General features: G+C 38.1%; 23 protein-coding genes. 6 read left to right on the top strand and 17 right to left on the bottom strand.

Annotation, left to right across the window (positions count from 1 at the left end):
* Nucleotides 1-24: 24 nt before the first annotated feature.
* The 5 genes from MHB65_RS08690 to MHB65_RS08670 all read right to left on the bottom strand — a co-directional run bounded on the left by MHB65_RS08690 (nt 25) and on the right by MHB65_RS08670 (nt 7,157).
* Complete coding sequence (locus MHB65_RS08690) at nt 25-579, bottom strand: hypothetical protein (protein ID WP_205442548.1); 555 nt, start codon at nt 577-579, stop codon at nt 25-27.
* Nucleotides 572-1,690, bottom strand: a complete 1,119-nt coding sequence (locus MHB65_RS08685; RefSeq protein WP_342443135.1) for a hypothetical protein — start codon at nt 1,688-1,690, stop codon at nt 572-574. The genes MHB65_RS08690 and MHB65_RS08685 overlap by 8 nt, the downstream gene beginning before the upstream one ends.
* The gene (locus MHB65_RS08680) at nt 1,687-2,193 is read right to left on the bottom strand and encodes a sigma-70 family RNA polymerase sigma factor (RefSeq protein ID WP_205447376.1); all 507 of its coding nucleotides are present in this window, start codon (nt 2,191-2,193) and stop codon (nt 1,687-1,689) included. Before MHB65_RS08680 ends, MHB65_RS08685 begins: the two co-directional genes overlap by 4 nt.
* A 532-nt stretch (nt 2,194-2,725) precedes the next feature.
* A complete protein-coding gene (locus MHB65_RS08675; RefSeq protein WP_342443134.1) occupies nt 2,726-3,535 on the bottom strand; it encodes a sulfurtransferase in 810 nt (269 codons plus the stop codon).
* Nucleotides 3,536-3,545: 10 nt separating this feature from the next.
* Entirely contained in the window at nt 3,546-7,157 is a 3,612-nt protein-coding gene (locus tag MHB65_RS08670) for a dynamin family protein (protein ID WP_342443133.1), read from the bottom strand.
* A gap of 253 nt (nt 7,158-7,410) precedes the next feature.
* Between MHB65_RS08670 and MHB65_RS08665 the strand changes: the two genes are divergently transcribed.
* Both MHB65_RS08665 and MHB65_RS08660 read left to right on the top strand, forming a co-directional pair.
* Nucleotides 7,411-7,836 carry a DUF4183 domain-containing protein gene (locus tag MHB65_RS08665; protein WP_342443132.1) on the top strand — a complete coding sequence of 142 codons (426 nt, stop codon included), beginning with the start codon at nt 7,411-7,413 and terminating at the stop codon, nt 7,834-7,836.
* Between the two features lie 15 nt (nt 7,837-7,851).
* Nucleotides 7,852-8,172 carry a DUF4183 domain-containing protein gene (locus MHB65_RS08660; protein ID WP_342443131.1) on the top strand — a complete coding sequence of 107 codons (321 nt, stop codon included), beginning with the start codon at nt 7,852-7,854 and terminating at the stop codon, nt 8,170-8,172.
* Between the two features lie 36 nt (nt 8,173-8,208).
* On the opposite strand, the gene MHB65_RS08655 is transcribed toward MHB65_RS08660, so the two are convergent.
* The 11 genes from MHB65_RS08655 to MHB65_RS08605 all read right to left on the bottom strand — a co-directional run bounded on the left by MHB65_RS08655 (nt 8,209) and on the right by MHB65_RS08605 (nt 20,211).
* Nucleotides 8,209-8,943, bottom strand: coding sequence for a 5-oxoprolinase subunit PxpA (locus MHB65_RS08655; protein ID WP_342443714.1), 735 nt, complete (start codon nt 8,941-8,943; stop codon nt 8,209-8,211).
* Nucleotides 8,943-9,806: a biotin-dependent carboxyltransferase family protein gene (locus MHB65_RS08650; RefSeq protein WP_342443130.1), complete on the bottom strand. Its 864-nt coding sequence runs from the start codon at nt 9,804-9,806 to the stop codon at nt 8,943-8,945. Before MHB65_RS08650 ends, MHB65_RS08655 begins: the two co-directional genes overlap by 1 nt.
* A gap of 3 nt (nt 9,807-9,809) precedes the next feature.
* Nucleotides 9,810-10,505 (bottom strand): 5-oxoprolinase subunit PxpB, encoded by a 696-nt coding sequence (gene pxpB, locus MHB65_RS08645; protein ID WP_342443129.1) that lies wholly within the window; start codon nt 10,503-10,505, stop codon nt 9,810-9,812.
* Nucleotides 10,489-11,103 (bottom strand): pyroglutamyl-peptidase I, encoded by a 615-nt coding sequence (locus tag MHB65_RS08640; RefSeq protein WP_342443128.1) that lies wholly within the window; start codon nt 11,101-11,103, stop codon nt 10,489-10,491. The genes pxpB and MHB65_RS08640 overlap by 17 nt, the downstream gene beginning before the upstream one ends.
* Nucleotides 11,104-11,108: 5 nt before the next feature.
* On the bottom strand, nt 11,109-13,751 hold the full coding sequence (locus tag MHB65_RS08635; protein ID WP_342443127.1) for a M14 family metallopeptidase: 2,643 nt from the start codon (nt 13,749-13,751) through the stop codon (nt 11,109-11,111).
* A gap of 191 nt (nt 13,752-13,942) precedes the next feature.
* On the bottom strand, nt 13,943-14,845 hold the full coding sequence (locus MHB65_RS08630) for an ABC transporter permease (protein ID WP_205442536.1): 903 nt from the start codon (nt 14,843-14,845) through the stop codon (nt 13,943-13,945).
* Nucleotides 14,845-15,777, bottom strand: a complete 933-nt coding sequence (gene nikB, locus MHB65_RS08625) for a nickel ABC transporter permease (protein ID WP_004269337.1) — start codon at nt 15,775-15,777, stop codon at nt 14,845-14,847. The genes MHB65_RS08630 and nikB overlap by 1 nt, the downstream gene beginning before the upstream one ends.
* Nucleotides 15,778-15,844: 67 nt before the next feature.
* Nucleotides 15,845-17,425, bottom strand: a complete 1,581-nt coding sequence (locus tag MHB65_RS08620; protein ID WP_342443126.1) for an ABC transporter substrate-binding protein — start codon at nt 17,423-17,425, stop codon at nt 15,845-15,847.
* A gap of 32 nt (nt 17,426-17,457) precedes the next feature.
* Nucleotides 17,458-18,249: an IclR family transcriptional regulator gene (locus MHB65_RS08615; RefSeq protein WP_205442534.1), complete on the bottom strand. Its 792-nt coding sequence runs from the start codon at nt 18,247-18,249 to the stop codon at nt 17,458-17,460.
* Complete coding sequence (locus MHB65_RS08610) at nt 18,246-19,223, bottom strand: dipeptide ABC transporter ATP-binding protein (protein WP_205442533.1); 978 nt, start codon at nt 19,221-19,223, stop codon at nt 18,246-18,248. Before MHB65_RS08610 ends, MHB65_RS08615 begins: the two co-directional genes overlap by 4 nt.
* Complete coding sequence (locus MHB65_RS08605; RefSeq protein WP_342443125.1) at nt 19,198-20,211, bottom strand: ABC transporter ATP-binding protein; 1,014 nt, start codon at nt 20,209-20,211, stop codon at nt 19,198-19,200. The genes MHB65_RS08610 and MHB65_RS08605 overlap by 26 nt, the downstream gene beginning before the upstream one ends.
* A gap of 492 nt (nt 20,212-20,703) precedes the next feature.
* Between MHB65_RS08605 and MHB65_RS08600 the strand changes: the two genes are divergently transcribed.
* The 4 genes from MHB65_RS08600 to MHB65_RS08585 all read left to right on the top strand — a co-directional run bounded on the left by MHB65_RS08600 (nt 20,704) and on the right by MHB65_RS08585 (nt 23,782).
* A complete protein-coding gene (locus MHB65_RS08600; protein ID WP_205442530.1) occupies nt 20,704-21,162 on the top strand; it encodes a chemotaxis protein CheX in 459 nt (152 codons plus the stop codon).
* A 333-nt stretch (nt 21,163-21,495) separates the two neighbouring features.
* The gene (locus MHB65_RS08595; RefSeq protein ID WP_009370491.1) at nt 21,496-21,618 is read left to right on the top strand and encodes a hypothetical protein; all 123 of its coding nucleotides are present in this window, start codon (nt 21,496-21,498) and stop codon (nt 21,616-21,618) included.
* Between the two features lie 24 nt (nt 21,619-21,642).
* Nucleotides 21,643-22,134, top strand: coding sequence for a cytochrome b5 (locus MHB65_RS08590; protein ID WP_036118325.1), 492 nt, complete (start codon nt 21,643-21,645; stop codon nt 22,132-22,134).
* Nucleotides 22,121-23,782 carry a b(o/a)3-type cytochrome-c oxidase subunit 1 gene (locus MHB65_RS08585; protein ID WP_342443124.1) on the top strand — a complete coding sequence of 554 codons (1,662 nt, stop codon included), beginning with the start codon at nt 22,121-22,123 and terminating at the stop codon, nt 23,780-23,782. Before MHB65_RS08590 ends, MHB65_RS08585 begins: the two co-directional genes overlap by 14 nt.
* A gap of 48 nt (nt 23,783-23,830) precedes the next feature.
* Here MHB65_RS08585 and MHB65_RS08580 read toward each other — a convergent pair whose 3' ends face one another.
* A complete protein-coding gene (locus MHB65_RS08580; protein WP_342443123.1) occupies nt 23,831-25,327 on the bottom strand; it encodes a carboxypeptidase M32 in 1,497 nt (498 codons plus the stop codon).
* Nucleotides 25,328-25,386 lie beyond the last annotated feature (59 nt).

The following is a 25,386-nucleotide window of genomic DNA, read 5'->3' as shown; positions in this document are numbered from 1 at the left end:
GTGTAGCATAAAATGAATGGCGAGTCATTTTTGCAAGTAGGTAACAACAAAGGATTTGCTCTTTACATGTTTACGAAGTGCTAACACATGAAAAAACAAACGTATATTTACGGCCAATAAAAGCAATGCGCCTAGGAAAAATAATCCCATCTGCCAATCACCTGTAACATTCATTAACAGCGTCCAACTAATAATGACTGCAAAGGCAATCGCTATATATTTTTTCATCACTCTTGTAGTTGGGCCCTGTGCATGATGTTTTTGTTCAATGCTCAATAAAATTTTTCCAAATTCCATTATGATCAGCAAATCAAGTCCTTGAATTAAAACCGTACTCCAATAGAAGAAAAGATGTGAAAAAATGAAAGTACTCATTAAGGTAAGAATCATAGCGCAAGCCATATATGTTTTGATAGGTGTCTTTTCTTTATAAAATGAGAGACTTTTTAAATAGGCCCCATAAACAAGAATATCTTGTAGAAGATTAGCGTATTTAAAAATATTTAAATAGATAAATTGAAAGAAGAGCGCCACTGCAAGCCATTGCAGAAGTTTTATCTGCTGTTTAGATTCACTCATTGTTTTCACGCACCTTTTTCACCAAATTCGTCGTAAAATTCGTTTGCGAATATAATCTCATAGTTAAATAACCATCTGGGCCACTGAAACCGATGGACGTATTGATGTCTAAAGGTGCTTCCTTAAATTGAATTGTCATCTCCAAGCGTTGACCTTTCGTCACTGAAAAAGGAAAATCACTTGCCGTGTAGCGCTGATCATTTAATCTCCATTCTTTCAATAGTATTTTATCCTCTAATGTAGGTGGAACATAAAATGCATCAAAAACAGCATCCTGTTGAAGGGTAAATGAAATGATTTGCTCAGCATCATGTTGTGACTGACTAAAACTATTATTCATGACCTGATTTTCATAAATGGATGGTTCCCTTGTAAAACGAATTGGAGCAGGCAATTTCATCCCGTCACTTAATACAAGATAAACATTTTTGCTTGCCATCACTTTTTCCAGAGTGTTTAAATCAAGTTGAAAAAAAGCTAAACGAATATTTTGATAGCGTAAATCTTGAGACGTATCCAATGGATAATAAAAGCCATTCACTAGGTTTTCTTGCTCCGTTTGGTAATATACAATTGGTAATTGCACATCTTCTGCCTGCAAGTATTTCACATATCGACGGTCATCTTTGTTCGTAATATACCGTATCTCTAAAGCATTCTGTAAGTTATTCGTACCCTCGATTACAGTAGGTACCACTATTGGTTTTATTAATTGATGTTGTAAAAAAAGCGTACTATTACCGATCATTAGAATCAAAACGACAGCAACACCAATCGTCTTTTTCTGATCAGCGCCAACCTGAAGCTTTTTCCTAGAGATGTATAGTGTGATAAATATGCATAAAATAGCAAATATCCAGTACATAGGAGGGGATAAATTTTCTACTTGTGACATTAGCGCACTTGCCCGATCATTATCTAGGTGGTGTTCACCCACCATTAATGCCACAAATCCACCTGCTGCAAGTGTTACAGCAGCAGTCAAAATTTTGGGCACCCAGCTCTTAGACTTGCGCTGCTCTTTTTTTGCTTGTTCAATACCTTGTAGACTACGCTGATGCAACGATTTTGGAATGTCTATTTGATCCATCTGCTTTTTTAGATCGTTCACCCTTGCCCCTCCTGTTCCAGTGCCTGCTTTAATTTTTTTAATGCACGATACAAAATGGTTTTCGTCGTCCCTAATTTCAGCTGCAATACCTGAGCCACTTGAGGCAATGTATAATCCTGATAGAATCTCAGCAAAATAACATCCTTTTCCGCCTTTGTGAGCCGTGTCATCACATCTTCCAGCGCCCACCTCTCAGGAAGCTCCTCATGCGGCTCTTCCCCTAGTTCTGACTCCGGTTCATAATCGACAAGCGGTTCACGCTTTTTTAGCAAATTTGTTGCACAGTTTATGACAATCCTTACTAACCATGTTTTCAAATAGGATGAATTTTGAAGAGAATGTATGTATTTAAAGCTACGGTAAGCGACTTCCTGTACGACATCGAGTGCATCTGCCTCATTGCCCACATAGATAAAAGCCATTTTATATAGATCCATTTCATACTGTGAAAACAACTGTGCGAACGCCTCCGCATCACCCTTTTTAGCTCGTTCAACAAGCATTTCCTGCACCCGCTCACCTCCCTTTACCTATTAGACGCTAAAACTACGCCATTTAGCTTTACTAATCAAAAATTTCCTAATACTATGTATCACTACCCTCGATTTGAGTATGCTCTGTCTCCACTTTGATGGATTCTGTCCTATTCTTTGAGCGGGTTATCCGTTTCTATGAATCTATCATCCTCTTTGTGCGGGCTATCCTCCACTTTTTCATTTTTATCCGTCACTCTAAGCGTTTTATCCTCTACTTTTCACGCTCTATCCACTACAATGCATCCTATCCGCTACTTTAAACGGGCTATCCTTCACTTTTTCATTTCTATCCGCCACTCTAAACGTTCTATCCTACACTTTCCACACACTATCCACCACTCCACGCAGGCTTCCACTACTAAATTCTATCCTTTACTTTGAGCGGCGTACCCTTCACTTTTTCATTTCTATCCGTCACTCTAAGCATTCTATCCTCTACTTTTCACACTCTATCCACCACACTACATAAAAAAACGCCCACCGAAGTGAGCGTTTCTTTTTATTCGTTTGTGCCTTTTTCCACGTCATATGCTGTAATCCAATCGCTGAAGCTGCCTACATATAATTGAATGTTTTCATAGCCTTCATCTGCTAACACAGCATAAAGTGGAGAGGCGGTTACGCCGCTTCCACAGTAAACTACAACTGGTTCAGTAGGTGCCACTTTTTGACGTAATGCATCGTTTGCCTTTAGTTGACCATCTGTCTTTAGTTGCTCCCAGTCAAAGTTTTTCGCAGTTGGAATATGGCCTGCTACCTTATCCAATGGCTCTACTTCTCCTCGGTACCTTTCAGCAGCACGTGCATCGAGTAAAGTGGCTTTCACTTCTCCATCTACAATGGCTTTTACAGCTTGGCGTGGGGCATAAAGCTCATCCTTCCAAGCAAACTCAATGATGGTTGGTGGATATTTAATAATATCCTTGGTAAACGGCATTTTCGCCTCTAGTGCGGGTGCACCTCCGTTGACAATCACTACATTTGGGAAACCAGCATATGTCAGCATCCACCAGGCGCGTGGAGCAAATGGCGCTGCTCCTTGGTCGTAGACAACAATTTGATCTTCATAGCGTAATCCTAATTCTTGAAAAACAGAAGTCAATTTTTCTTTGCTTGGCATCGGGTGACGACCGTCTTTGCTGTCCATATCTGATAACTGTTGTTCTAAATCAATATAAGCAGCACCAGTTGCGTGGCCTTCCTCGAATGCTTTTTTACCTGCTTCTTTGTCCTGAAGATCGAAACGAGCATCGATGAAACGGACGCCTTCAAATTGAATTTCATCCACTGATTTGAATACTTTTCCCATAGGAATCACCTCATGCGTATTGTAATTGTGCGTAAATCGCTTTCCAAGAAGCTAAACGGCTCTCTTCTTGTAATGCTAATCTTTCTGTGTCAATTTGCTCAAGCGCTTGATGATAAATATACAAACGTAATTTTTCGGCTTCCTCTGCAATAAACGTAATCGCCCATGTCATAACGGAAACTTTTTGTGCATCTAAATAATCTTGTGCATCTGGCTTTGTGACAGCTTCTAATGCCTCACTCAGCTTCACTTTTTCATTCTTTTCAAAGAAAGCTTTTTGATTGCGGAAATGAGATTTTACGCTAGCATATTTGGAAATATCCACAAATGGTCCTTCAAAATCCAATAAATTTGGCTCAGAAGATTCAAAGGCTAGGAATGAGAAGCTTCGATTTAACTCTTTCAATTCGCGTACTTCATCTTTAAAACGTTGCTGCATCTTCTTGCTAATGAACTGCGATAAACGGAAGTTTGTTACACGCATTTCTTGTGTAAAATCAAAACGTAAGCTTTGCATCACTTCTTTTAATGCATGCTCCAATGCTTGTTGTGCTGGCATTGCAGCAAATGTAGAAGGATTGTAGCCTTCCTTAAAGAACTCAGGATAACGATAATAAACACGTTGGAGAACATAATACAATAGCTCATCAAGCTCTTGTTTTGTTTCACTCTCTAACATGCTCGTATTCAGTACACTGAACTTCGATTGAATATGTTGTTCAAGTGTTGTTAATTCCTCTAGTCGCTCATCTTTACGTTTTAAGTTTTCCTCTGTTTGTGCGATTAAATCTGCCAAACGTTGCTCTGTTTTATCGACTTCTTCTGCAAGAGCTTGAACTGCTAATGCACTCAATTCATCATTTAAGAATGTATGGAAGTCATTTTCAAACGGTGGCATACCTGATGTTAAATCGGCACCTTCTACCTTTTCTTGCAACGCTAACAGACTGGATACCCCATATAGTCGTGGGAAACGGATGCCAAAGCGTTGTAACTCTGAGCGTACATACCCTTTTACATCTTCTTGTTCTTCATCCGTTGTTGCCAAATCAATCGCATTGACAATAAAGAACATTTTATCTAGCTCAAATGCATCCTTTACACGACCAAGCTGAATTAAAAACTCGCGGTCCGCTTTGGCAAAAGCATGGTTATAGTACGTAATAAATAGGATGGCATCTGCATTACGAATATATTCAAATGCTACACCTGTATGACGAGCATTAATCGAATCTGCTCCTGGTGTGTCAACAAGTGTCACGCCCATACGTGTTAATGGACTATCATAATAGAAGTCGATATTGTCAACAAAGCAAGATTTATTTTCTTGTGCTACAAATTTTTCAAATTCTTCACGGTCTACGCGAAGGATAGAACCAAACTCCGATTTAAAGGTTGGATAGCCTTCCTTATAGGCACGAATAAATGATTTATGAATATTTAATCGTTCGTCCGTTAACTGAACTGCTAGCCCTTCATCAGCACGATTATAGGCTTCCTCTAATGAAGACACTGACAAACCAATTGCCGCATAGGATCCTTGAATGTCCTCTAGCATTTGCTCGGCAGTTTTAAGCTGTACATCCGCTGTTTCATGAGGATGCTCAGGTGTAACGGGACGAATTTTATTGATGGCTGCAGTTGTTGGGTTTGGTGATACAGGTAATACCTTCGCTCCCATTAAAGCGTTCGAGAAGGATGATTTCCCCGCACTAAATGCGCCAAACAATGCAATCGTAAAATCCTTTTTCTGTAAACGTTCTACTTTATTTTCAAGGTATTGGGCAACTTCGGCAAAGCCTTGAACCTCTTTGACTGCATTGGCAGTATGCAGTGCACGGTTAATCACACCATCGATTGGTAGAGTCGTTGCGCTAATAGCTTGCTGAGCTTCTTCTTGTTCAATGACTTGCTCTTTTGGCTTCAGCATGGACTCATCAAACAAGCGAATTTCGGCTAAATCTTGCTTAAATAATTGTTCCCAATTTGTAAGCTGTTGATTGGCAATTTTACGGATTTCATTGCTCGCTTGATGCATAGTGCTTGCACTATATTGCTGATAGCCTTCAATTTCAAGTACCGCATTAATGGCATCTACCTTGTCCTGCATACCCGCCATTTTTAATTTTGACGGTGCGGCAGTTTCTGTTGCTACAGCTTCCAGTGTAGTTGCTTGCGCATTTTTCCAGCTATCTGTTTCCTGAATAAAGTAGCGCTTTGTTGCTTCTGCGACACGGTTAGCGAAGTTTAACACAGCATCACCTGTTAAAATAGCGCCTGTTTGAACTTGCTGCTCAATCAATGAAAAAGGTAAGTCAAATACATAGGCATCAATGGCTGTAGCACGTTCTTCATTTAATGCACCAACGTCCTTTAATGCCTTCTTCATGAGTCCTTTTAAATGCCCTGTGATTTGTGCATGGACCACATTTTGATAGGCACTATACGCATCCTCTTTACGTCGGTTACGCTCTTCCTCTGTTTTTTTCTTCGCAGTAAAGAGCCCCCCTACTTTAAAGCCTTCCTGCATGCTTTCTAAATAAAGGCGTAAGCGGTCGCGTAAATCAGCTGGCATAATAGCTGCATTAGCAAGTAATTCCTTACGCTGTTCTTCAAATGTTTCGTTCCATGCCTCTACGGAGAATAATTCAACCTGACGATTTAATTTATTGTATTGCTCTAAAATATCTTGATGGTGTGCCCAGTCATCCGCACTTAAAATTTCTTCATCAATCGCTAAACGATCCTGTCTTTCTTCCATTAAATAATTGTCATGCTCGCTTTGTAATAAAGACAATGTATTTGTAGCAGTTTGTACAAGCTGCTCCTGCCAATCATTCATACTGTCCATCACGATTTTCTTTACAGCCTCAAAATCATTATGAGGATGTTCAGGCTCTCTTAATGATGTGAAGAACACACCCTTTGGCACAACACCCCATGCTGCAAAGGATTGATGAACCGTTGCTTTAAATTCTTCGAAGCTCAATTCATTATCTTTATGCTTATCAATCATATTGACAATTAAATAAACATTTGGATTATATTTCATTAATTGCTTTGTGAATTGGAAATTTAATTCCGACTGCACATGGTTGTAGTCCATTGTATAAAATACGATATCGGCAATATGTAGTGCTGATTCCGTTGACATGCGGTGTGCATCATCTGTGGAGTCTACTCCTGGCGTATCCATCACAGTAACGCCTAGTGGGAGTGTAGAGGCGCTGTGTCCAATCTCAATTTGTGACACTAAATCCCCATTTTTACTTAGCTCTTTTACCGTTTTGAAATCATAGCCAGCCTCAAATTTTACAGGCTTTTCATTGTGCATATAAACAATCGCAAAGTCTTCCTCTGATTTATGCACCTTCACGATATTCGCACTTGTTGGAATTGGACTAGATGCCAGTAAATTTTCACCAGACAGCGCATTAATCATACTTGATTTCCCAGCTGAGAAATGGCCTGCGAAGCCAATCACATACTCTTTTTGCTGAATTTTTCGAGCAAAAAGTGATGTTTTATCCATGCGCTCTGTATCACCATTATGCTGATAAATTATGTATTGCAAAGAGGCTTGCTTTAATAGCCCCTCCAATTGTTGTTCAAAATCTTTCATGAAACCAGTAACCCCTTTTTCGTTAATTATTCATAATTAGTATTCTACCTTATTCAACTAGCAAAGTATAACACTAATTTAAAGCATATATGCCAACGTTTCCATCCTAATAGCTTTCATCATAAAACTTGTTTATACAAAAAATCTATGCCAAATGATAGATGGTCAACTAGTTCTTTTTATATTTTCTTCATATTTTATAGTAAGCATATTCGGGGCAAAGTTATTTTTTATGAAGGGAGTGTGATGACATATGATGAATCCTAGGTCTCGTCAAATCATCGAAAAATATTGTTCATGTAACTGTGAGGACCGATTTATCTGGCCCCGTATAAAAGCAACAAACGGAATACCTATTAATCCTCCTTCTGAAATAGTCCCAGAAGGAACGATTATACCAACGATCCAGCGATATTTTTATATCGTTACAGCCGATCTCGATCTATCTAATGGGGCAACGCTTCCAGCGGATCTCTTTTGGAATGATGATGCAAATACCATTACTGAGTTTACAGTTTTTTCACCCAATGGTTACGTTAACCTTTATATTAATGCAGTGATGCAGGAAGGCGGCATTTATACGATAACCCCAGCCTCCCTAACAATCGTACCTTATAATGCCACATTGTATAGAGGAACACCCATCATTATTGAATCGCTAGGCTTTACAACAAAATGAAAGGAGGTGAATCGGGTGGCACTTTCCATTATTAATATTCACGTCAATGTAACTGGTACTTCTACGAGATTTTTTAACGTCTTAGCTGCACCCCTTGCCATTGCAGATGGCACGACAGTCGCTGCAACAACATTTTTAAATGATAGTGGTACAGCAGCAACAGTATTTCCAGAAGTCGCAAATGGTTACTATAACTTATATATCAATGGTGTTCTTCAAGAGGGTGGTGCCTATACAGTTTCTGCAGACGATATAACGTTCAATACTGTCACAGGTACACTTTCTGCTGGTACGCCAATTGTGCTTGAAGCTGTCGAACTTGTGACGACAATCTAAACAAAATGGATGCCTTGTTTAGGGCATCCATTCTTATTATTGTAATTGCTTTCTGAGACCTGCAATTTTTTTCGCATAGTCTAGCGCATGTGGGCCATCTCCATGTATACATAAGGTTTGCACCGCAACTCTAATTTTTTTGGACTGGACGGACATCACTTCGTTAGCAGTCAAAATACTATTTACATGCACGAGCATTTCCTCTTCCGATTGTATTAAGGCATTTGGCTCCTGTCTGTTCACTAACGTGCCGTCATCGTTATAGCGTCGATCCGAAAAAACCTCCTCATATACTTGGAGCCCCTTGCCTCTAGCAATCTCCACAATGAGGCTGCCCGATAAGCCATATAAAATAAGCTGTGGATTAAGATCATACACTGCATTGACTACAGCTAACGCTTTTTCACGATCATTCGCGCATTGATTATAGAGTGCGCCATGTGGTTTAACATGATGAAGCGTACTATTTTCAAGCTGCACAAAGGCTTGTAAGGCACCCATCTGATAAACCATCATATCGTAAATTTCAGCTGGGCTACATTCCATATTACGGCGACCAAATCCCTCTCGATCAGGATAGCCTGGATGTGCACCAATGTGAACATTTTTACGAATGGCACTGCGTACAATTTGATGCATGATCGAATGATGCCCTGCATGGTAGCCGCATGCAATATTGATGGATGTTACATAGTCTAATAGTGCTTCATCTTTTCCCGTGATAAAAGCTTCATAGCTTTCACCTAGATCACAATTAATATCAATTGGCATCATGCTTCCTCCAGTACAAAGTGTATTGTGTTATACATACGCATTTGCGCTACTTTATGTAAATCCTCTTCATGTACTGTCGCGATAATAGGATAGCCTCCTACTGTTTGAGCATCAGCCATTAGGATAATAGGATCACCACTTTGAGGCACTTGGATCGTTCCGAACTGAGTAGCTTCTGACAAAATATCTTTCATTTCCTGAAGTTGTAAGGCAGGTCCTTTTATGTAGTAGCCCATACGATTGCCGCCGATAAATTGAAAAGGATTTTGTAAAAATTGTTGTTGACTCTTTTCTGTAAATAAATGAAAATGCGGTCCTTTAAACAATCGAACCGTAATGGAACTGTCAAACCTTGGACGATAGGGTGCATATAGCCCTCTATTATATTTTAAAGATGCTGATACCTGCCCATACAAAATACTTCCTTTTGTAATACGTGTTCCCAAATTCCCAAGCGGAAGGCAGGATTGGCTACCAAGCTCATCGTTTGTATGAAATCCTCCTAATGGTGTTAAGTAAACAATAGAGCCTTGATGGACACTCTTGATAGATAGTATATCGCCTCTCGTTAAATGGAATGTTTTCCACATTTCGATTGGTTCATGATTAACCAAGCATGTACTATATCCACCCGTTAATACATAGACACCATCAGCCAGTGCCTCAAATTCAAAACCACCAACAAACATTTCAAAAGACGTCTGTTCATGGTAATGATGCAAGATTCTTTGAGCTGCTTGAAACGATAGGTGATCCATTGGTCCAGATAACGGAATACCAAATGCCCGATAGCCGTACCTTCCTTTGTCTTGTAAGCTACCATAAACCCCTTGTTTTGTTACGAGCAGAAGTGGCTTCAATCGCTACACTCCTTTGCTTTTCATTTCCCAAAATTGCTGTTTGGTTATTTCATAAAACTGAACTTCATCTCCAAGTGCAAATAAAAACGGCTCTTTGCCATGTACATCAAATAAATCCAAAGGTGTCTTCCCTATAATATTCCAGCCACCAGGTGAATCGACAGGATAGATTCCTGTTTGTCCACCCCCAACTCCAACGGAACTCGCTGATACAGATGCCCTTGGTTTCTGTAAGCGTGGCACAAACAACTTAGGATCAAGCTCACCTAAATAGGGGAAACCTGGTAAAAAGCCGATTAAATAAACATAATAGCTTTTGGACACATGCAATGTTTTAATGTCCTCAAAAGATAGCCCTGTGAAATCCATTACGCGCTTGCTATCTAAGGCAAATTCCTCATCATAGCAGACGGGTATTTTTAAAAGACGATTCGTTCCTTTATCAATTGTTGTGGAGGCTTGCATCTCAAGCCACTGCATGCCTAAACGTTCAACATCTATTTTTTGTTTAATATAAGCTGTCACAGTATGGTAGCTTGCAACACTTTCGACTAGGTTATGCCGTAGCTGCTGTTTCAGAAACCGATTAAACGTTTGGACCGCGTGAAAATTTGAGTGGGAGATTTCCTCCTTGAATGCAAAACGAATAGTATGTTGACTAATCCACATCGAATGAGGAAAATCAATGATTGGTTGCACGTACCGTCTCCTCAATACAAAGCGTTACCGCAGCTATTAAATCTCCGATATTCCAGCCGGGAATTTTGCCATGTTGGATTGCTAGCTCAAATGATGCTGGAATATGAATAAAGCCAGCACGAACCCCTTCATGTAGCTGTGCATAAGCAAGCCCCTCATACATAATGTTATTACATAAGTATGTACCCGCTGTATTGGAGATTTCGGCTGGATATCCTTCTGCCTGCAAACGATTCACCATACTACGAATCGGTAAGTTTGTTAGATAAGCATCTGCCCCCTCCTCATGGATACACTCATCAACTGGTGTGTAGCCATTATTATCAGGCTCTCCATCTTTCACATTAATGGCAATGCGCTCCGGTGTTACTTTAAAACGCCCCCCAGCTAATCCTAATGAGATAATGATTTGCGGTTTCACTTCTACTATCTGTTGTTTTAATTGCTCCGCTGACTGCTGAAAATCTACAGATAGAATTTGTCCGACAATATCATAGCCATCTATCTTCTTTCCCTTTAATGCTTCCACAATTTGCATCGTTGGATTTATTTTATAATCAAGAAATGGTTCAAACCCTGTTAATAATATTTTTGTCATATTTGTCACCTGATTTCTATCGGACGTTTTTTAATATAGCGTCCAGATTGATTAATTTTATTTACTTTAGTAGAAATTGTAGCTTCAATAATAGCTTGATTAAATAATTTATGTGCTTCAATACAAGAAATTAATTCTTCATCATAAACAATTTCATCGGACACTTCAGAAATGATATCTAGAGCCACCCACTGCGGGTAGCGTAATATACTAACAGATGAGTAAGTTGGCGTAACTTCCATACTCCGATAAAAATTAATATTCCCCATTTCCTCAATTGGGTACTTTTGCGGATCCCATTTTGTGCCATATTTATAGTAGCGTTCACGCCAATAAGCATTTTCTTGGGCAAATGTTGAGCCCTCAAAAAACATATTCACTTTTTCAGCTACCAGTTCTAGATTTTTAGCCTGGACTTCCCTCGTATCATAATCCGCGTAACGACCAATTCCATAAATCTTGGCACTCGGAAGCGTGTAAGAAACAGGGAAAATAGGTGGACATGCATATCCTGCGAATGGTTGAACCCATTCACGAGCAGGAATTCCATGATCATCAATTACTATATCAGGTGCCCATTTTTTTAAGATGAGTGGTAAAACATTTGCTTCGCCAAATACGCTTTCTTGAAATTTGACATGGGCAAACTCTAAACCTACTGCATTAAATCTTGCAGCATGATGTTTCCATTTTGGATGTTCTTTTGTCAAGCTCTCCATTATTTCATAACCATCTGGATTTGATAACGGAATAATGATTATATTAATCTTTTTCAAGATTTCAGGATGGTGACAAATAATATCTTCCATTAGCTCTAATATAGCAGGTGTACTAGATACTTCATTTGGATGATGGCCAGCTTCAAAGACAATCGTATGCTTTTCATCCGATTTTTTAATTCCTGAATAAAAGTCACTAGTAATAGGCTCAGTCACTTCAAAAAATGGAATGACATTCCCTTTGTAAGATATATCCCCATAATTCAGTTTGACCTCAGAATAATTTTGATACCGGGTTGATAATTGATAAACATTTTTAATTTTGTATTTTAAATAATCATTCACTTTCATTACTTTGAGATAATTACCTAAATACATTTCTACCGTTTCAAATTGCCCTTCTGGATTAAATAAAATTCTTTTTGTAACTGGAACTAGATTGGGTTTTTCATGCCATTGGTATGCCCGTATTACACTTTTAATAGGCTTATAAATATTTTCCTCTATATGAATAGAGGGAATAATGCCACCAGGAGCTTTATAAGGTTGATTAACTAATCGGCGACCGAGCTCATTAAAATAATCTAGCGTGTTAAAATATAGATCTTCGTATAACGCTTCGAAGGACGAGTTTGCTTCTTGCTTAACGTTTAATTCTTCTTCAATTCCAGATGAAGTAAAGTCAATTTCGATTCGATCGAATAAAGGAAACAATTGTCCTTGATCGCGATTCGTTACATCAATATTTAATTTTCCCACTATCTGAGGAAGAAACTCATTGATGTACGTTTTATAGAAACGCTCACGATCTGACAATATTGCATTTTCTTGAACTAGTTTCTCACTTTCAAATAATCTATACCCAGCTGTAGTTGGATAGACTTTTTTCTGACCGTCAACATAATCCAATTCACTAATTAACGGATTTAGTTCAGCAATTAATACATCATCAACATAGACACTGTAAATGTGCTGCTGTGTGCTTGAAAGCTCAAATTGTACATGTTCTTTCGGTACACCATATTGCCTTTCAATCAATTCATCCACTGGATAAAGCTCCATAATCCAGCGATTATGTTGTTCTAAACCGTTTTCACTAATCCCATCTTTACATACTATTTTTACTTGTTCAAAATGGCCTGAAACAGATGGAAGTACTTCCTCTAATATCCAGTATAACCCTGTTTTAAATGCAGAGCGAACTGTAATTGTCTTTAAATTTGAAAATTTCTTATACAATTCTAAACAATATTCATCTCGATTTTTTTTAGAAGCTGTAAGATAGATTTCAGCATCAAGCATTTTATTTGGTTCATCTTGCAAAGCATTTATAATATATGACGCTTCCGATTCATCTTCCCATGTTGTTTCATACAATAAATCCGCTACATTCACTTGTTTTTCATTTAGCTCCCAAACACCAAATAAGCCACCTTCAGACACATGCTTTTCTTTTGCTATTGAATGTAGAACAGTCGGTAAGCTATCTTTTGTACCACAAATTTGAATAACGTTTCTAGAACTTAGCTCCATTAAATTTGCAGTTCCTTGCTTGATGTCAATTGAAAAATGTCGATGATCTTTTGTGATAACTGGTAAAGAAACAGAGGTAGCATACAATCCTAAACGTAATGCAAGATAGCAAACTTCTTTTATAATGGCATTGGACTTTATTTCTTGTTGTAAATTAATTTTCACACTTAAATGCTGTTGTGGATGTGCCTCGTCCTTCTCACCAGTTCCATAGGCTGACCAAAGGTGACTTAAACTTTCATAATAAGATGATGGAATGTCTGTATACGTTTCGGCCATTCCTTCACTTGCTATCGTACTTAACAACGTTGATAGCGAAGACTCAGTCTCATAATAGACTGTAAAGTTGGACCCATTCTGTGAAATAAATGTACTACTATGTTGTAAAAATTCCATTGAGTACTGCTGATTTGACGCTTGAAATAAATCAAAATCTATTTCATTTGACTCTAAGCCTAACCTCGCACAAAAATCAATTAATCCTATGGGAGCAAGATTTGTAGGTAAGTTTATAAATAAAGAGGGCTTTTTTATCGTTTCATTCTTATGAAATAAAATTGAAAATATTTTAGAGTTCACAGTATCACCTAAACTTTCATATTTGGATCTAAGCGATCTCGTAACCAATCTCCTAGTAAATTAAAGCCTAGTACAGTTAACATAATTGCAATACCTGGAAATACAGAAATCCACCAAGCTGACGTCATATAATTCCGACTATCTGCCAACATGCCGCCCCACGACGGTATTGTCGGTTCAACACCTAACCCTAAAAATGTTAGGGAAGCCTCTAATAAGATAAACTCTGCGATACACATTGTTGCTAACACTAAAATCGAAGAAGCAACATTTGGTAATATGTGCTTAAGGATAATTTTAAAATGTGTTCCTCCGATTGCCTTTGCAGCCTGGATATATTCTTGTTCCTTTAGAGCTAAAATCTCCCCTCGAATTAGTCTTGCAAAACTAACCCAATATGTAAGCCCAAGAATAATGATGATTTTTTCAATCCCTGTTCCAAATACACTCATAATGACAATTGCTAGTAAAATAAATGGCAGACCCAATTGAACTTCAGCTAACCTCATAATTAAATCGTCCATCCATTTTCCAAAATACCCTGACACAATGCCTAGAAACGTTCCAAGGACTAACGAAATGAGCACACCACAAATACCAACCAATAGTGAAATACGAGCACCGTATATAATCCTACTGAGCAAATCTCGTCCAACTTGGTCTCCCCCAAGTAAATATTGAGACTTACCAGTATCGTCTAACCATTTGGGCAAATCTAAACGATGTCCTAAGCTAGCTGCTCCTGGATCATATGGCGCAATATATGGGGCAAATATCGCACAAAGAATAGTCGTGACAACTAATAATAGACCGATGATCCCAGTTGGATTATTTTTAATAAACTTTAAAACACTTATTATTCTGCTAACCTTTTTTATTTCGACTGTTTCTGCTTCCATTATCTGTGTCATTAATTGTCACCTCTTCCAGTGCGTATTTTTGGGTTAATTAATGAATAACATAAATCCACAATTAGATTTACGACAATCATGATAAGAGCTAAGAGAATTACTCCACCCTGTACAACCGGATAATCTCGTTGATTAATAGAATCAACAATTAATCTTCCGATTCCTGGCCAAGAAAATACTTGCTCTACAATAACAGCCCCTCCTAGGAGTCCACCAAACTGTAACCCAACAAACGTCACAGTTGGCAATAAGGCATTTCGAAAGGCGTGTCGAATAATGACAAGCCATTCTCGAATTCCTTTTGCTCGAGCAGTTGTCACATATTGCATCTTAAGTACCTCAAGCATAGAGGTGCGAATTAATCGAACTAAAATACCAGATAAAATCAGACCCAATGCAATGGATGGAAGAATCAATGAGCTAAACCCCTCAAAGCCCGATACGGGTAACCATTTTAACTGAACAGCAAAGATCAAGATTAGCATAAACGCTAACCAAAAATTAGGAAAAGAGATACCTAATAAAGAAAAAATACGCCCAAAAATATCAATAGACTTGCCTTTATAAACTGCCGAAAGGATACCGATAGGAATAGCGATTAACAATGCTACAGTCATCCCCCCTAAAGCAAGTGCGAGTGTTGGCCATGCTCGTTCTAACAACATTTCCAAAACTGGACTATTCGAACGATACGATGTGCCAAAATCAAGCGTTACTAAATCTTTCATGAATATGATATATTGCTCCCAAACAGGTCTATCTAAACCTAACTTTGCTGTCAGTTCCTCTACCGCTTGTTGTGATGGTTCCCCTGCACCGAACATGATGCTTACAGGATCACCCGTTAAACGAATGGCGAAAAATATAATTAATGAGACAGCAATTATCACCAACACGGTATGCGATAATCGTCGTAGTATATAGGAAAGCATAATTCCATCCTCCTAATTTGAAATGAAAGAGATAGTATGACAAGCATACTATCTCATAATTTTTTACTTACTCGACAGTGACACCTTCAAATCTAAAGCGGCCATCATGAGGTGGTTGGAAATCTTTTATTCGTTTATTCACTGCGTATATTTCAACCTCAGAATATAAATTAACTTCTGCAGCATCTTCGTATAACACTTCTGTCAGCTCTTTAAAGATTTTTTGACGCTCCTCATTATTAATCGTTGCTCGCTCTGCCGCTAATAATTGTTCTACTTTTTCATTTTTATAGGATGGATTCCAGAATTCCCCTTCGTGATACATTAAATAAGCTGTATTATCAAAATCTAAAGTCCAACCACCCCAGCCATTTTTATACATTTGGCCAGCTTTTCCTTGTGGTATTAACTCTGATTGGAATGTAGTATTTTCCACACTATTAATTGAAACTTTTAATCCCACTTCTTCTAAATAAAACGCTACTGCTTGGGCAATTTCTTTAAATGTCCCATCGGTACCTGGAATAAAGAATTCAAGTGTAGTACCTTCGGGAACCTTAGCTTCCGCAAGTAATTTTTTTGCTTTTTCTGGATCATATGGATATGGCTCTAAATCTTTGTTATAGCCAAAAGATAGATTACTTTGGAAGGAACTAATGAGGTTACCATAGCCACCTAAAATTTCCTTCACTATTGTTTCCTTATCAATGGCATAGTTAATAGCTTGACGAACACGTACATCATCAACTGGCTTTTGTGCTGTATCAAAGCGAATTGAATACGCTGTAGGAGTGGACACATCCTTTAATTCAATGAAATCAGTTCCTTCTGCTGTTGCCGCTTGCGAAACTTCTAAACGTGTCATAATATCAATATTTCCTGTTTGTAATTCTGCCAGTGCCGTCGCTGTTTCTGGAATCACTTTAAATGTTACTTTATCTAGTTTAATAGCGTCTTTATTCCAATAATCATCGTATCGCTCAATAACTACTTGTTTATCACGTTGATAATCAGTCATTTTAAATGGACCAGTACCAACAGGCTTCATGTCAAAATTCTCTGCACCCTGTTCTTGGATATATTTAGGTGGTACGATGACAGCACCATATCCCGAAAGCTTAGTCAGTAAAACTGGGTCAATGGCATTTAAGTGCATAGTAACTTCATAGTCACCTGTTACTTCAACATTATCAATTGACGTATAGTTTGAATATTGCGGACCTTTTTGACCTTCTTCTCCTAGTAAACGATCAAATGTAAATTTAACTGCTTCCGCATTAAACGGTTCGCCATTATGGAAGGTAACACCTTGTCGTAGTTTAAACACAATCGTTTTATCATCTATATATTCCCAAGATTCCGCTAACCCTGGTTGAATTTCTAAATCTAGAGAACGACTTACTAATCCTTCAAATACCGATGTTGCTACTGTACTCCAAGCAAGTAAAAACGTATCAATTGGGTCCCAGTTTTGTGGATCTCCAGCCACACGAATAACTAATTCATTTCCACGTGTTGCTGCTGGGTTTTCACCAGATGATTTGCTACCATTTTTACTTTCGTCTTTTGATGATGTGCCACCACTACATGCTGTTAAAACAATCATTATACAAACAAGTAATAGCGCAATCCATTTTTGTTTCTTCATACATTGTTCATCCCCTTTTATATTTGTGCTATCTATACGCCATATGGATATGGCATCGAATAACCTAGTTCAGCAGATATTGAAGCTGCCGTTTCCCACAGACCTTCTAAAAATGCATTTATTTTTTCTTTTGGTATTAGCGTCTCTATGCCCGCTATACTAATCGAGTATTCTACTTTGCGTTCGCTATTGAAAATCGGTACTGCTATTGATACAGTGCCTTCTTCCAATTCTGATACGCTGTAGGCATAGCCATTTTTTTTCCCAAATTCAATGAGTTCAAATATCTCTTCATCAGTAACAGGTGTTCCACTAGCATATTTTTTACGAGGTTTTTGAAGTACCTCATTAATTTTCTCCTCTGATTGAAAGGATAAAAGTACCCTTGAACAAGCGCCTGCATAAAGTGGTGCTCTTCTTCCCACCCGTGTATAAAGTAAAACCGGTTTTAAACTTTCAATTTTTTCAATATAAAGACCATCTGTTTCATCCAGTACGCTTAGTTGAACAGCCAAGTCAAACTTCTGTTGCAACATCTTCATATACGGTATAGCCAAAGAGCGAATTTCAATTGAATTTGCTGCAATTGCACCTAATTCAATGAGTTTATTCCCAAGTAGATAATGATCACTCAATACTAACTGTCCACCACTTTGAATATAAGGACGTTTTAATACGCCTAAATCTGTAAATGTTTTTAAAAACCTATGTAAAGTCGGTTTAGGAATATCTGTTTCGATTGCTAGCTCGTCTAACCGCCAAGAAGGTTTCTCTTCAGTAAATAACGTTAAAATATTAATACCTTTTTCCAATGTTTTGCTCATGTTAATCGCTCCATTTGCTCTTCATAAAGTAAACAGGAAACTTCATGCTTATCGCCAATTTTTTTTAATTTTGGAGGTGTCACCTTACATATTTCCATGCAGTTTGGGCATCGTGTATGGAATGTGCAGCCCGATGGTGGATTAGCAGGGTTGGGAACATCTCCACTTAGCACAATACGCTCCTTTACTTTTGAAGGATGAGATTTTGGTAATGCTGATAGTAAAGCTTTTGTATATGGATGTTTAGGATTATTAAATAATTCGTGTTTATCTGCCATTTCCACTAACTTACCTAAGTACATTACCCCTATGCGGTCACAAAAGTGATGCACTACACTTAAATCATGAGATATGAAAATGTAGGTCAGGTTCATTTCCTTTTTTAAATCTTTCATAATATTTAATACTTGAGATTGAATCGAAACATCAAGAGCAGATACTGGTTCATCTGCAACAATCAATTTTGGATTGGACACTAATGCTCTAGCAATTCCAATTCGTTGTCTTTGACCCCCTGAAAATTCATGTGGAAAACGTTCTAACTGCTTTTGTGTAAGTCCAACCTGTTTGGCTACTTCATAAACACGTTGCTTTCTCTCTTCCTTTGTACCTATTCCAAAATTCACCAAAGGTTCTTCGATTATTTTAAACACCTTCATACGAGGATTAAGGGAAGAAAAAGGATCTTGAAAGATGATTTGCATATCACGACGTTTTTGACGTACCTCTTTTGGGCTAAGAGTGGCAATATTTTCTCCATTCAGTAAAATTTCGCCTTCAGTAGGTGTAAGAAGTTGGATTAATGTTTTACCCATAGTCGACTTTCCGCACCCTGACTCTCCGACAATTCCTAAAACCTCACCCTCATTTACAAAAAATGAAACATCATCTACTGCTTTTAAATGCCCTGAACGAGATCCTTTAACTGAAAAATATTTCTTTAAGTGTTTAACTTCTAACAATGGACTGCCCATTGACAATTCCCCCTCCCACTTCGTTCTCTTCATACAGCCAACATCTTACCTTGGTACCATTAGACGTTGTAAATAGATCAGGCTTCTTTTTACATTGATCTGTTGCAAATTCGCATCGATCGAAAAATCTACAACCTGAAGGCATATCGGATGGTGATGGCACCACCCCTTCAATTGATGGAAGGTACTCTTGTTCTGATTCAATGTCAGGCAATGAATTTAATAACCCTTTGGTATATGGATGAAGCGGCTGATTAAACAAATCTAGCACTGTAGCCTCTTCAACAATTTCACCAGCATACATCACGATTACTCTCTCACATATTTCCGCTACTACACCAAGATCATGGGTAATTAAAATGATGGACATATCTAGTTTTTCTTGTATGTCTTTCATTAAATCTAAAATCTGAGCCTGAATTGTCACATCTAATGCTGTAGTAGGCTCGTCTGCAATTAATATTTCTGGTCCACAAGCCAATGCCATGGCAATCATAACCCTTTGTCGCATTCCTCCTGATAATTGATGAGGATATTCATTCACTACTTTATCGGGACGAGGAATACCTACGAGACGAAGCATGTCAACGGCACGTTCATGAGCTTCTTTCCTTGAAATTTTTTCATGACTATGAATCATTTCCATAATTTGCGAACCGACTTTATACACTGGATTGAGCGAACTCATTGGTTCCTGAAATATCATAGAAATTTTTTTCCCACGAATCTTTCGCCATTCCTTCTTCGACTTTTTATTAATTTGCTTTTGATCTATGTAAACTTCTCCACCTTGCCAGTTAACCCCAGCAGGTAATAATCCCATAAGTGAAAGTGATGTCATGCTTTTTCCACAACCTGATTCCCCTACAATCCCCAAAGTTTTGCCTTTTTCAAGTTGAAATGATACTCCATTCACAATAGCAATATCTTTTTTATTTTGTTGAATACCTATTTTCAAATCGCTTACTTCTAAAATATTCAAACTCATTTCCCCCTCCGTTCCAAAATATGAAACGCGATTCCATTTTTTAAAATCTTAACAGAAAAAACTGGGTTATTTCAATAGTTTTCAGAAAAAAATAAAAATTCATTTTAATTAAATTATTCCAAAAAAACGTTTAATTCATTTATTCACGATCTTCATTCCTAGAAATACAAAAAAACATGGCCCGAATATTCGGACCATGCCTAAAAATGTTTATCAAGTATTATCTCTTATTTCAAATGTGCAGTCGCCTGTTTCATGACGTATTTCCCAACTCCAATATAGATCACTACAGCTGCTCCAATCAATACGAATGTCATTGCTAACCGCTCCTTCTTAGTTATTTTTCGTTAAGTTTTTAGATGTTTGCATTGAATTTGAAAATCATTCTCATTAATATATTATAAATTTCACGTTAATTCGTCAAGACATACTTTCATCTTACCCTTTTTACATGGTAAGATGTAGAAAAGTCGGAAAAAGGATGCGGTAATGATGAGTAATTCGAAGTACTTTCAAACTATTTTAAACGGGACAATCCACGCTTTAAAAACCATTCTTCCTATGGATATAGAAGTAAAGTCGCCTAGTATTATTTCTGAACCCTTTCAACAGCAACAAATGGGCGTATTAATTGGCTTAATCGGAGATTTAAAGGGACGCGTCATCATTGATTCCTCTCCTGATGTGTTTAGTGGGATTGGCAGTACAATGTTCGGTATGCCGTTAGAGGGAGAAATGCTAGAATCCTTTACAGGAGAATTCGGTAATATGATTGCAGGAAATTTATGTACAGCTGTTGGGCAAGAAAGCTTAGAAATTGATATCACTCCGCCAACGGTGATGGTGGGCACTACAAAATTATACGGTTTTGAAAAAGCATTTGCTCTCCCAGTTTCGGTCCCAAGCATTGGTGCACTAACAGTTCTATTAACAATAGAGGAAGAAGAATAGAAAACAAGATTTGATAAAGGTCCCAAATAAGACATTGTATGCTCAAGCAGACAGCACACATGTAAAAAACTTGTCATTCGCATAAAAAGAATGACAAAAAAGGAATGCACTTTCCTACCAATCTTTTGTTTTTATTAAAATTAAGCAAAATATAGTACGTCAACAAGCTATCTCAATGACTTTTGAGATAGCTTGTTTTTTTCTCTTCACAATTTTTCACACTTTCTTCACACATTTCCCCTAGAAGTGTGATTTTTTTCACATCAAAATGTAGTGGATTTTTATATGATGACAATAAGAAACACAACAATAAAAAGCGTAGGAGGAGCAAAAATGGCAAACAAAAAGAAGTCAGATGAAAATTTAAAAGGTTCACTCTATGCAGTTTTTGGAGTAGGTATTATCATCATTTTACTTTGGGTGTACTGCTTCGATTTGTTCATTGGACGGTTTTAATCTACGAAGAAGGGACAGAAACATATGCACATACATAAGTACGAGAAATACTGGCTTGTGTTTGGAGTTGCCACTTTAGTCGCATTCCTGATCATTCTCGGTATCGGGGCATTTCATCAAGGCTCCCATCCAAACAATGGTAAAAAAACACTAGATTACGAGAAAGTGAAAGAGACAGCACCTTTTGATAATCCAGGTGTCCATAAGGTAGAAGGGAAGGATTGGGATTACGAAGTGGTGGTAGTTGCTTCTGCATTCAATTACAATCCTCCACAAATTGAGGTTCCACTTGGTGCAAAGGTGAAATTTATCGCGACAAGCGAAGATGTTATGCATGGTTTTGAGGTTGCAGGTACGAATATCAATATGATGCTTGAGCCTGGTTATATTTCGGAATATGTGACAGAAGTCAATAAGGTTGGCGAGTTTTTAATCGTATGTAATGAGTATTGTGGTACAGGACATACGATGATGCACTCTATGCTAAAGGTGGTGGATTCAAATGAGTCACACTAATTCAATGACAAAAGTGGATCGTCGAGATGCAAAGCTAGCAATGGCACATATTTACGTGGCATTTATCGCATTGCTATTAGGTGGTCTTGCAGGTTTATTACAAGTTTTTGTACGTTCTGGTCAATTTACATTACCAGCAGGCATTGGTTATTATCAAGTATTAACAGTTCATGGTGTACTACTCGGTCTTATATTAACTACATTCTTTATTTACGGCTTCCAAATTGCAAGTGTAAGTCGAACATCAGGTACATTCACTGATACTCAACGAAGACTTGGCTGGATTGGTTTCTGGTTAATGACTATCGGTACAGCTGCTGCCGCAACGATGGTTTTATTGAATAAAGCAACTGTTCTTTATACATTCTATGCACCATTAAAGGCACATTGGATTTTCTATTTAGGTCTTACATTAGTCGTAGTTGGTTCTTGGGTTGGTGGCGTAGGTCAAATTTTACGTTATGTCCAGTGGCGCAAAGAAAATAAAGCGAGCGGACAACGCAGCCCATTACTATCATTTATGGTAGTTGTTAATAATTTAATGTGGTTCGTGGCAACGCTTGGTGTTGCAGCTTCTGTTTTAATTCAATTGTTACCATGGTCATTAGGTTTAATTGAGCGTGTCGATGTGGCATTATCGCGTACCCTTTTCTGGTATTTTGGTCATGCACTCGTATACTTCTGGTTATTACCTGCCTATATGGTTTGGTATGTGATTATTCCAAAAGTAATTGGCGGAAAAATTTTCTCCGATTCTTTAGCAAGACTTTCGTTTATGCTGTTCTTACTCTTCTCTATTCCTGTTGGGATTCACCATCAGTTAACAGAGCCTGGTATTGATGGTACATGGAAGTTCATTCAAGTTGTATTAACATTCGCTGTAATCGTGCCATCTCTGATGACAGCCTTCTCGATGTTTGCGATGTTCGAGTTACGTGGACGTGAATTAGGTGGTAAAGGGTTATTCGGTTGGTTTAAAAAATTGCCATGGAAGGATGCTCGTTTCTTCGTACCATTTATCGGTATGGTGTCATTTATTCCTGGTGGTGCAGGCGGTATTGTCAATGCCTCTTATCAAATGAACCAATTAATTCATAATACCATTTGGGTTACAGGACATTTCCATCTAACGATTGCAACAGCTGTTGTTTTAACTTACTTCGGTGCGGCATTCTGGTTAATTCCACATTTAACAGGTCGTACACTTTCGAAGTCTTTAAATAATCTTAGTAATTTCGCTGGTATCTTATGGGCTACTGGTATGACGATTATGTCTTCTGCGATGCATATTGCTGGTCTGTTCGGTGCTCCTCGTCGCTCAGATTACTCAGAATATGGTGGCGCTCAGCAGGCTTATGATTGGATTCCTTATCAAATCGCGCAAGCTGTGGGTGGAACAATTCTCTTTATCGCCATCCTAGTGATCATTTATATCGTGGTGAAATTAGCTTGGTTCGCACCTAAAGGTGAAGAAGAATTCCCTGTAGGTGATGTACATGAGCTTAGCGGTCCAACACCAGCTATTTTAGAAAACTTTAAAATCTGGCTTGTTATTTTAGTAGCCTTAATTTTATTCGCTTACACAGTACCAATTATCGATATTATCTCGAACTCACCAGCCGGCTCCAAAGGCTATCAATTGTGGTAAGCATTAAAAAAAGAGATTTCTCATTTCCGAGAAATCTCTTTTTTCACATTATAATTGATACAGTTTTGTATATTTTTCTTGTAAATAGTTTGCAAGGTACTTGGCATTTAAGCCTTCCCCTGTCGCTTCTTTTAACAATTCGAATGGTTTTTTCAATGCTCCATATTGATGGACCTTGTCTGTTAACCATTCGCGAATTGGTAGCAGCTCCCCTTTTTCCAGTAACTCGTCAAAATGAGGGATATCCTTATCCATCGCATGCTTCCATTGCGCTGCATAAATCATTCCTAATGCATAGGATGGGAAGTAGCCAAACATACCACCTGACCAATGCATATCTTGTAGCACGCCTTGTGGATCTGTCTCAGGGCGAATACCTAAATATTCCTCATATTTATCATTCCACACTTGTGGCAGATCCTTCGCCTGTAAATCACCATTGAACAGGTCACGTTCAATTTCATAGCGAATCATGATATGTAATGGATACGTTAATTCATCTGCTTCAATGCGAATGAAAGATGGTTCGACCATATTAATGGCACGTAAAAAATCGGCTAATGCTACATCACCAAATTGTGCTGGTGAGAAGTGTTGAAGGCGCTCATAGTTATGCTCCCAGAACTTTTCATTTCTACCGACAAAATTTTCATAAAATAATGATTGAGATTCATGAATCCCCATCGATGTACCCGTAGCTAATGGCAGACCTGCAAGTTTTTCATCAATGTTTTGCTCATACATCGCGTGACCACACTCATGAATCGTGCCAAAAATAGCCGAACGGAAATCATTTTCATCATATTTTGTTGTAATACGAGCGTCACCATAGTTTAAACCAATCATGAATGGGTGGACACTCTCATCCAAACGCCCAGCATCGAAGTCATAGCCAAGCTGAGCAAGCAATTCTAACGATAATTCACGCTGTGCCTCACGCGGGAAATGCTTAAATAGCATGCTAGTGTCTGGTTTATTCGATGAATGAGCAATTTTTTGAACAAGCGTCACAATGGATTCACGTAAATCGCCAAATACTTGATCTAAGACATCTGTTGTCATATCTGGCTCATATAAATCTAGTAATGTATTGTATGGAGATCCATTTTTAATACCCCTGTATTGAATGAATTTTTTCTGCCATTGAATGATTTCCTCTAAATAAGGTAGGAATAAGGCAAAATTATTGCTGGCCTTCGCTTCTTCCCAAGCCGTTTCCGCCTTTGATTGAAGAATGACGAATTCTTTGTATTCATTCGCAGGGATTTTTTTATTTTGATCGTAATTCTTTCTTACTTCTTCTACTAAACGCAGTGTTACATAGTCAAGATCAGCTTTTTGTGCCTCTAATGCTGCTAAAAGCTCTCCTAGTTCTTCACTCGTCTGCATATCAAATAAGGAGGCTGATAATGTACCAATTACCTCAGAACGTTGCGCTAACCCCTTTTTTGGTGCACCCGTCCGCATATCCCAATAAATCACATTGAGTGCTTCCTCATAATGCTGCATCTTCTTCACATAGTCTGTAAATTGTTGAACAATCATGCATTCATCCTCCTTTTCACGTTATCAGTTTATCATATTTTCGAAAATTTTGTATATTG

This window comes from Lysinibacillus sp. FSL K6-0075, assembly GCF_038592945.1.
GTDB classification, from domain to species: Bacteria; Bacillota; Bacilli; order Bacillales_A; family Planococcaceae; genus Lysinibacillus; species Lysinibacillus fusiformis_F.
This window is presented reverse-complemented; position numbering and strand designations above follow the sequence as displayed.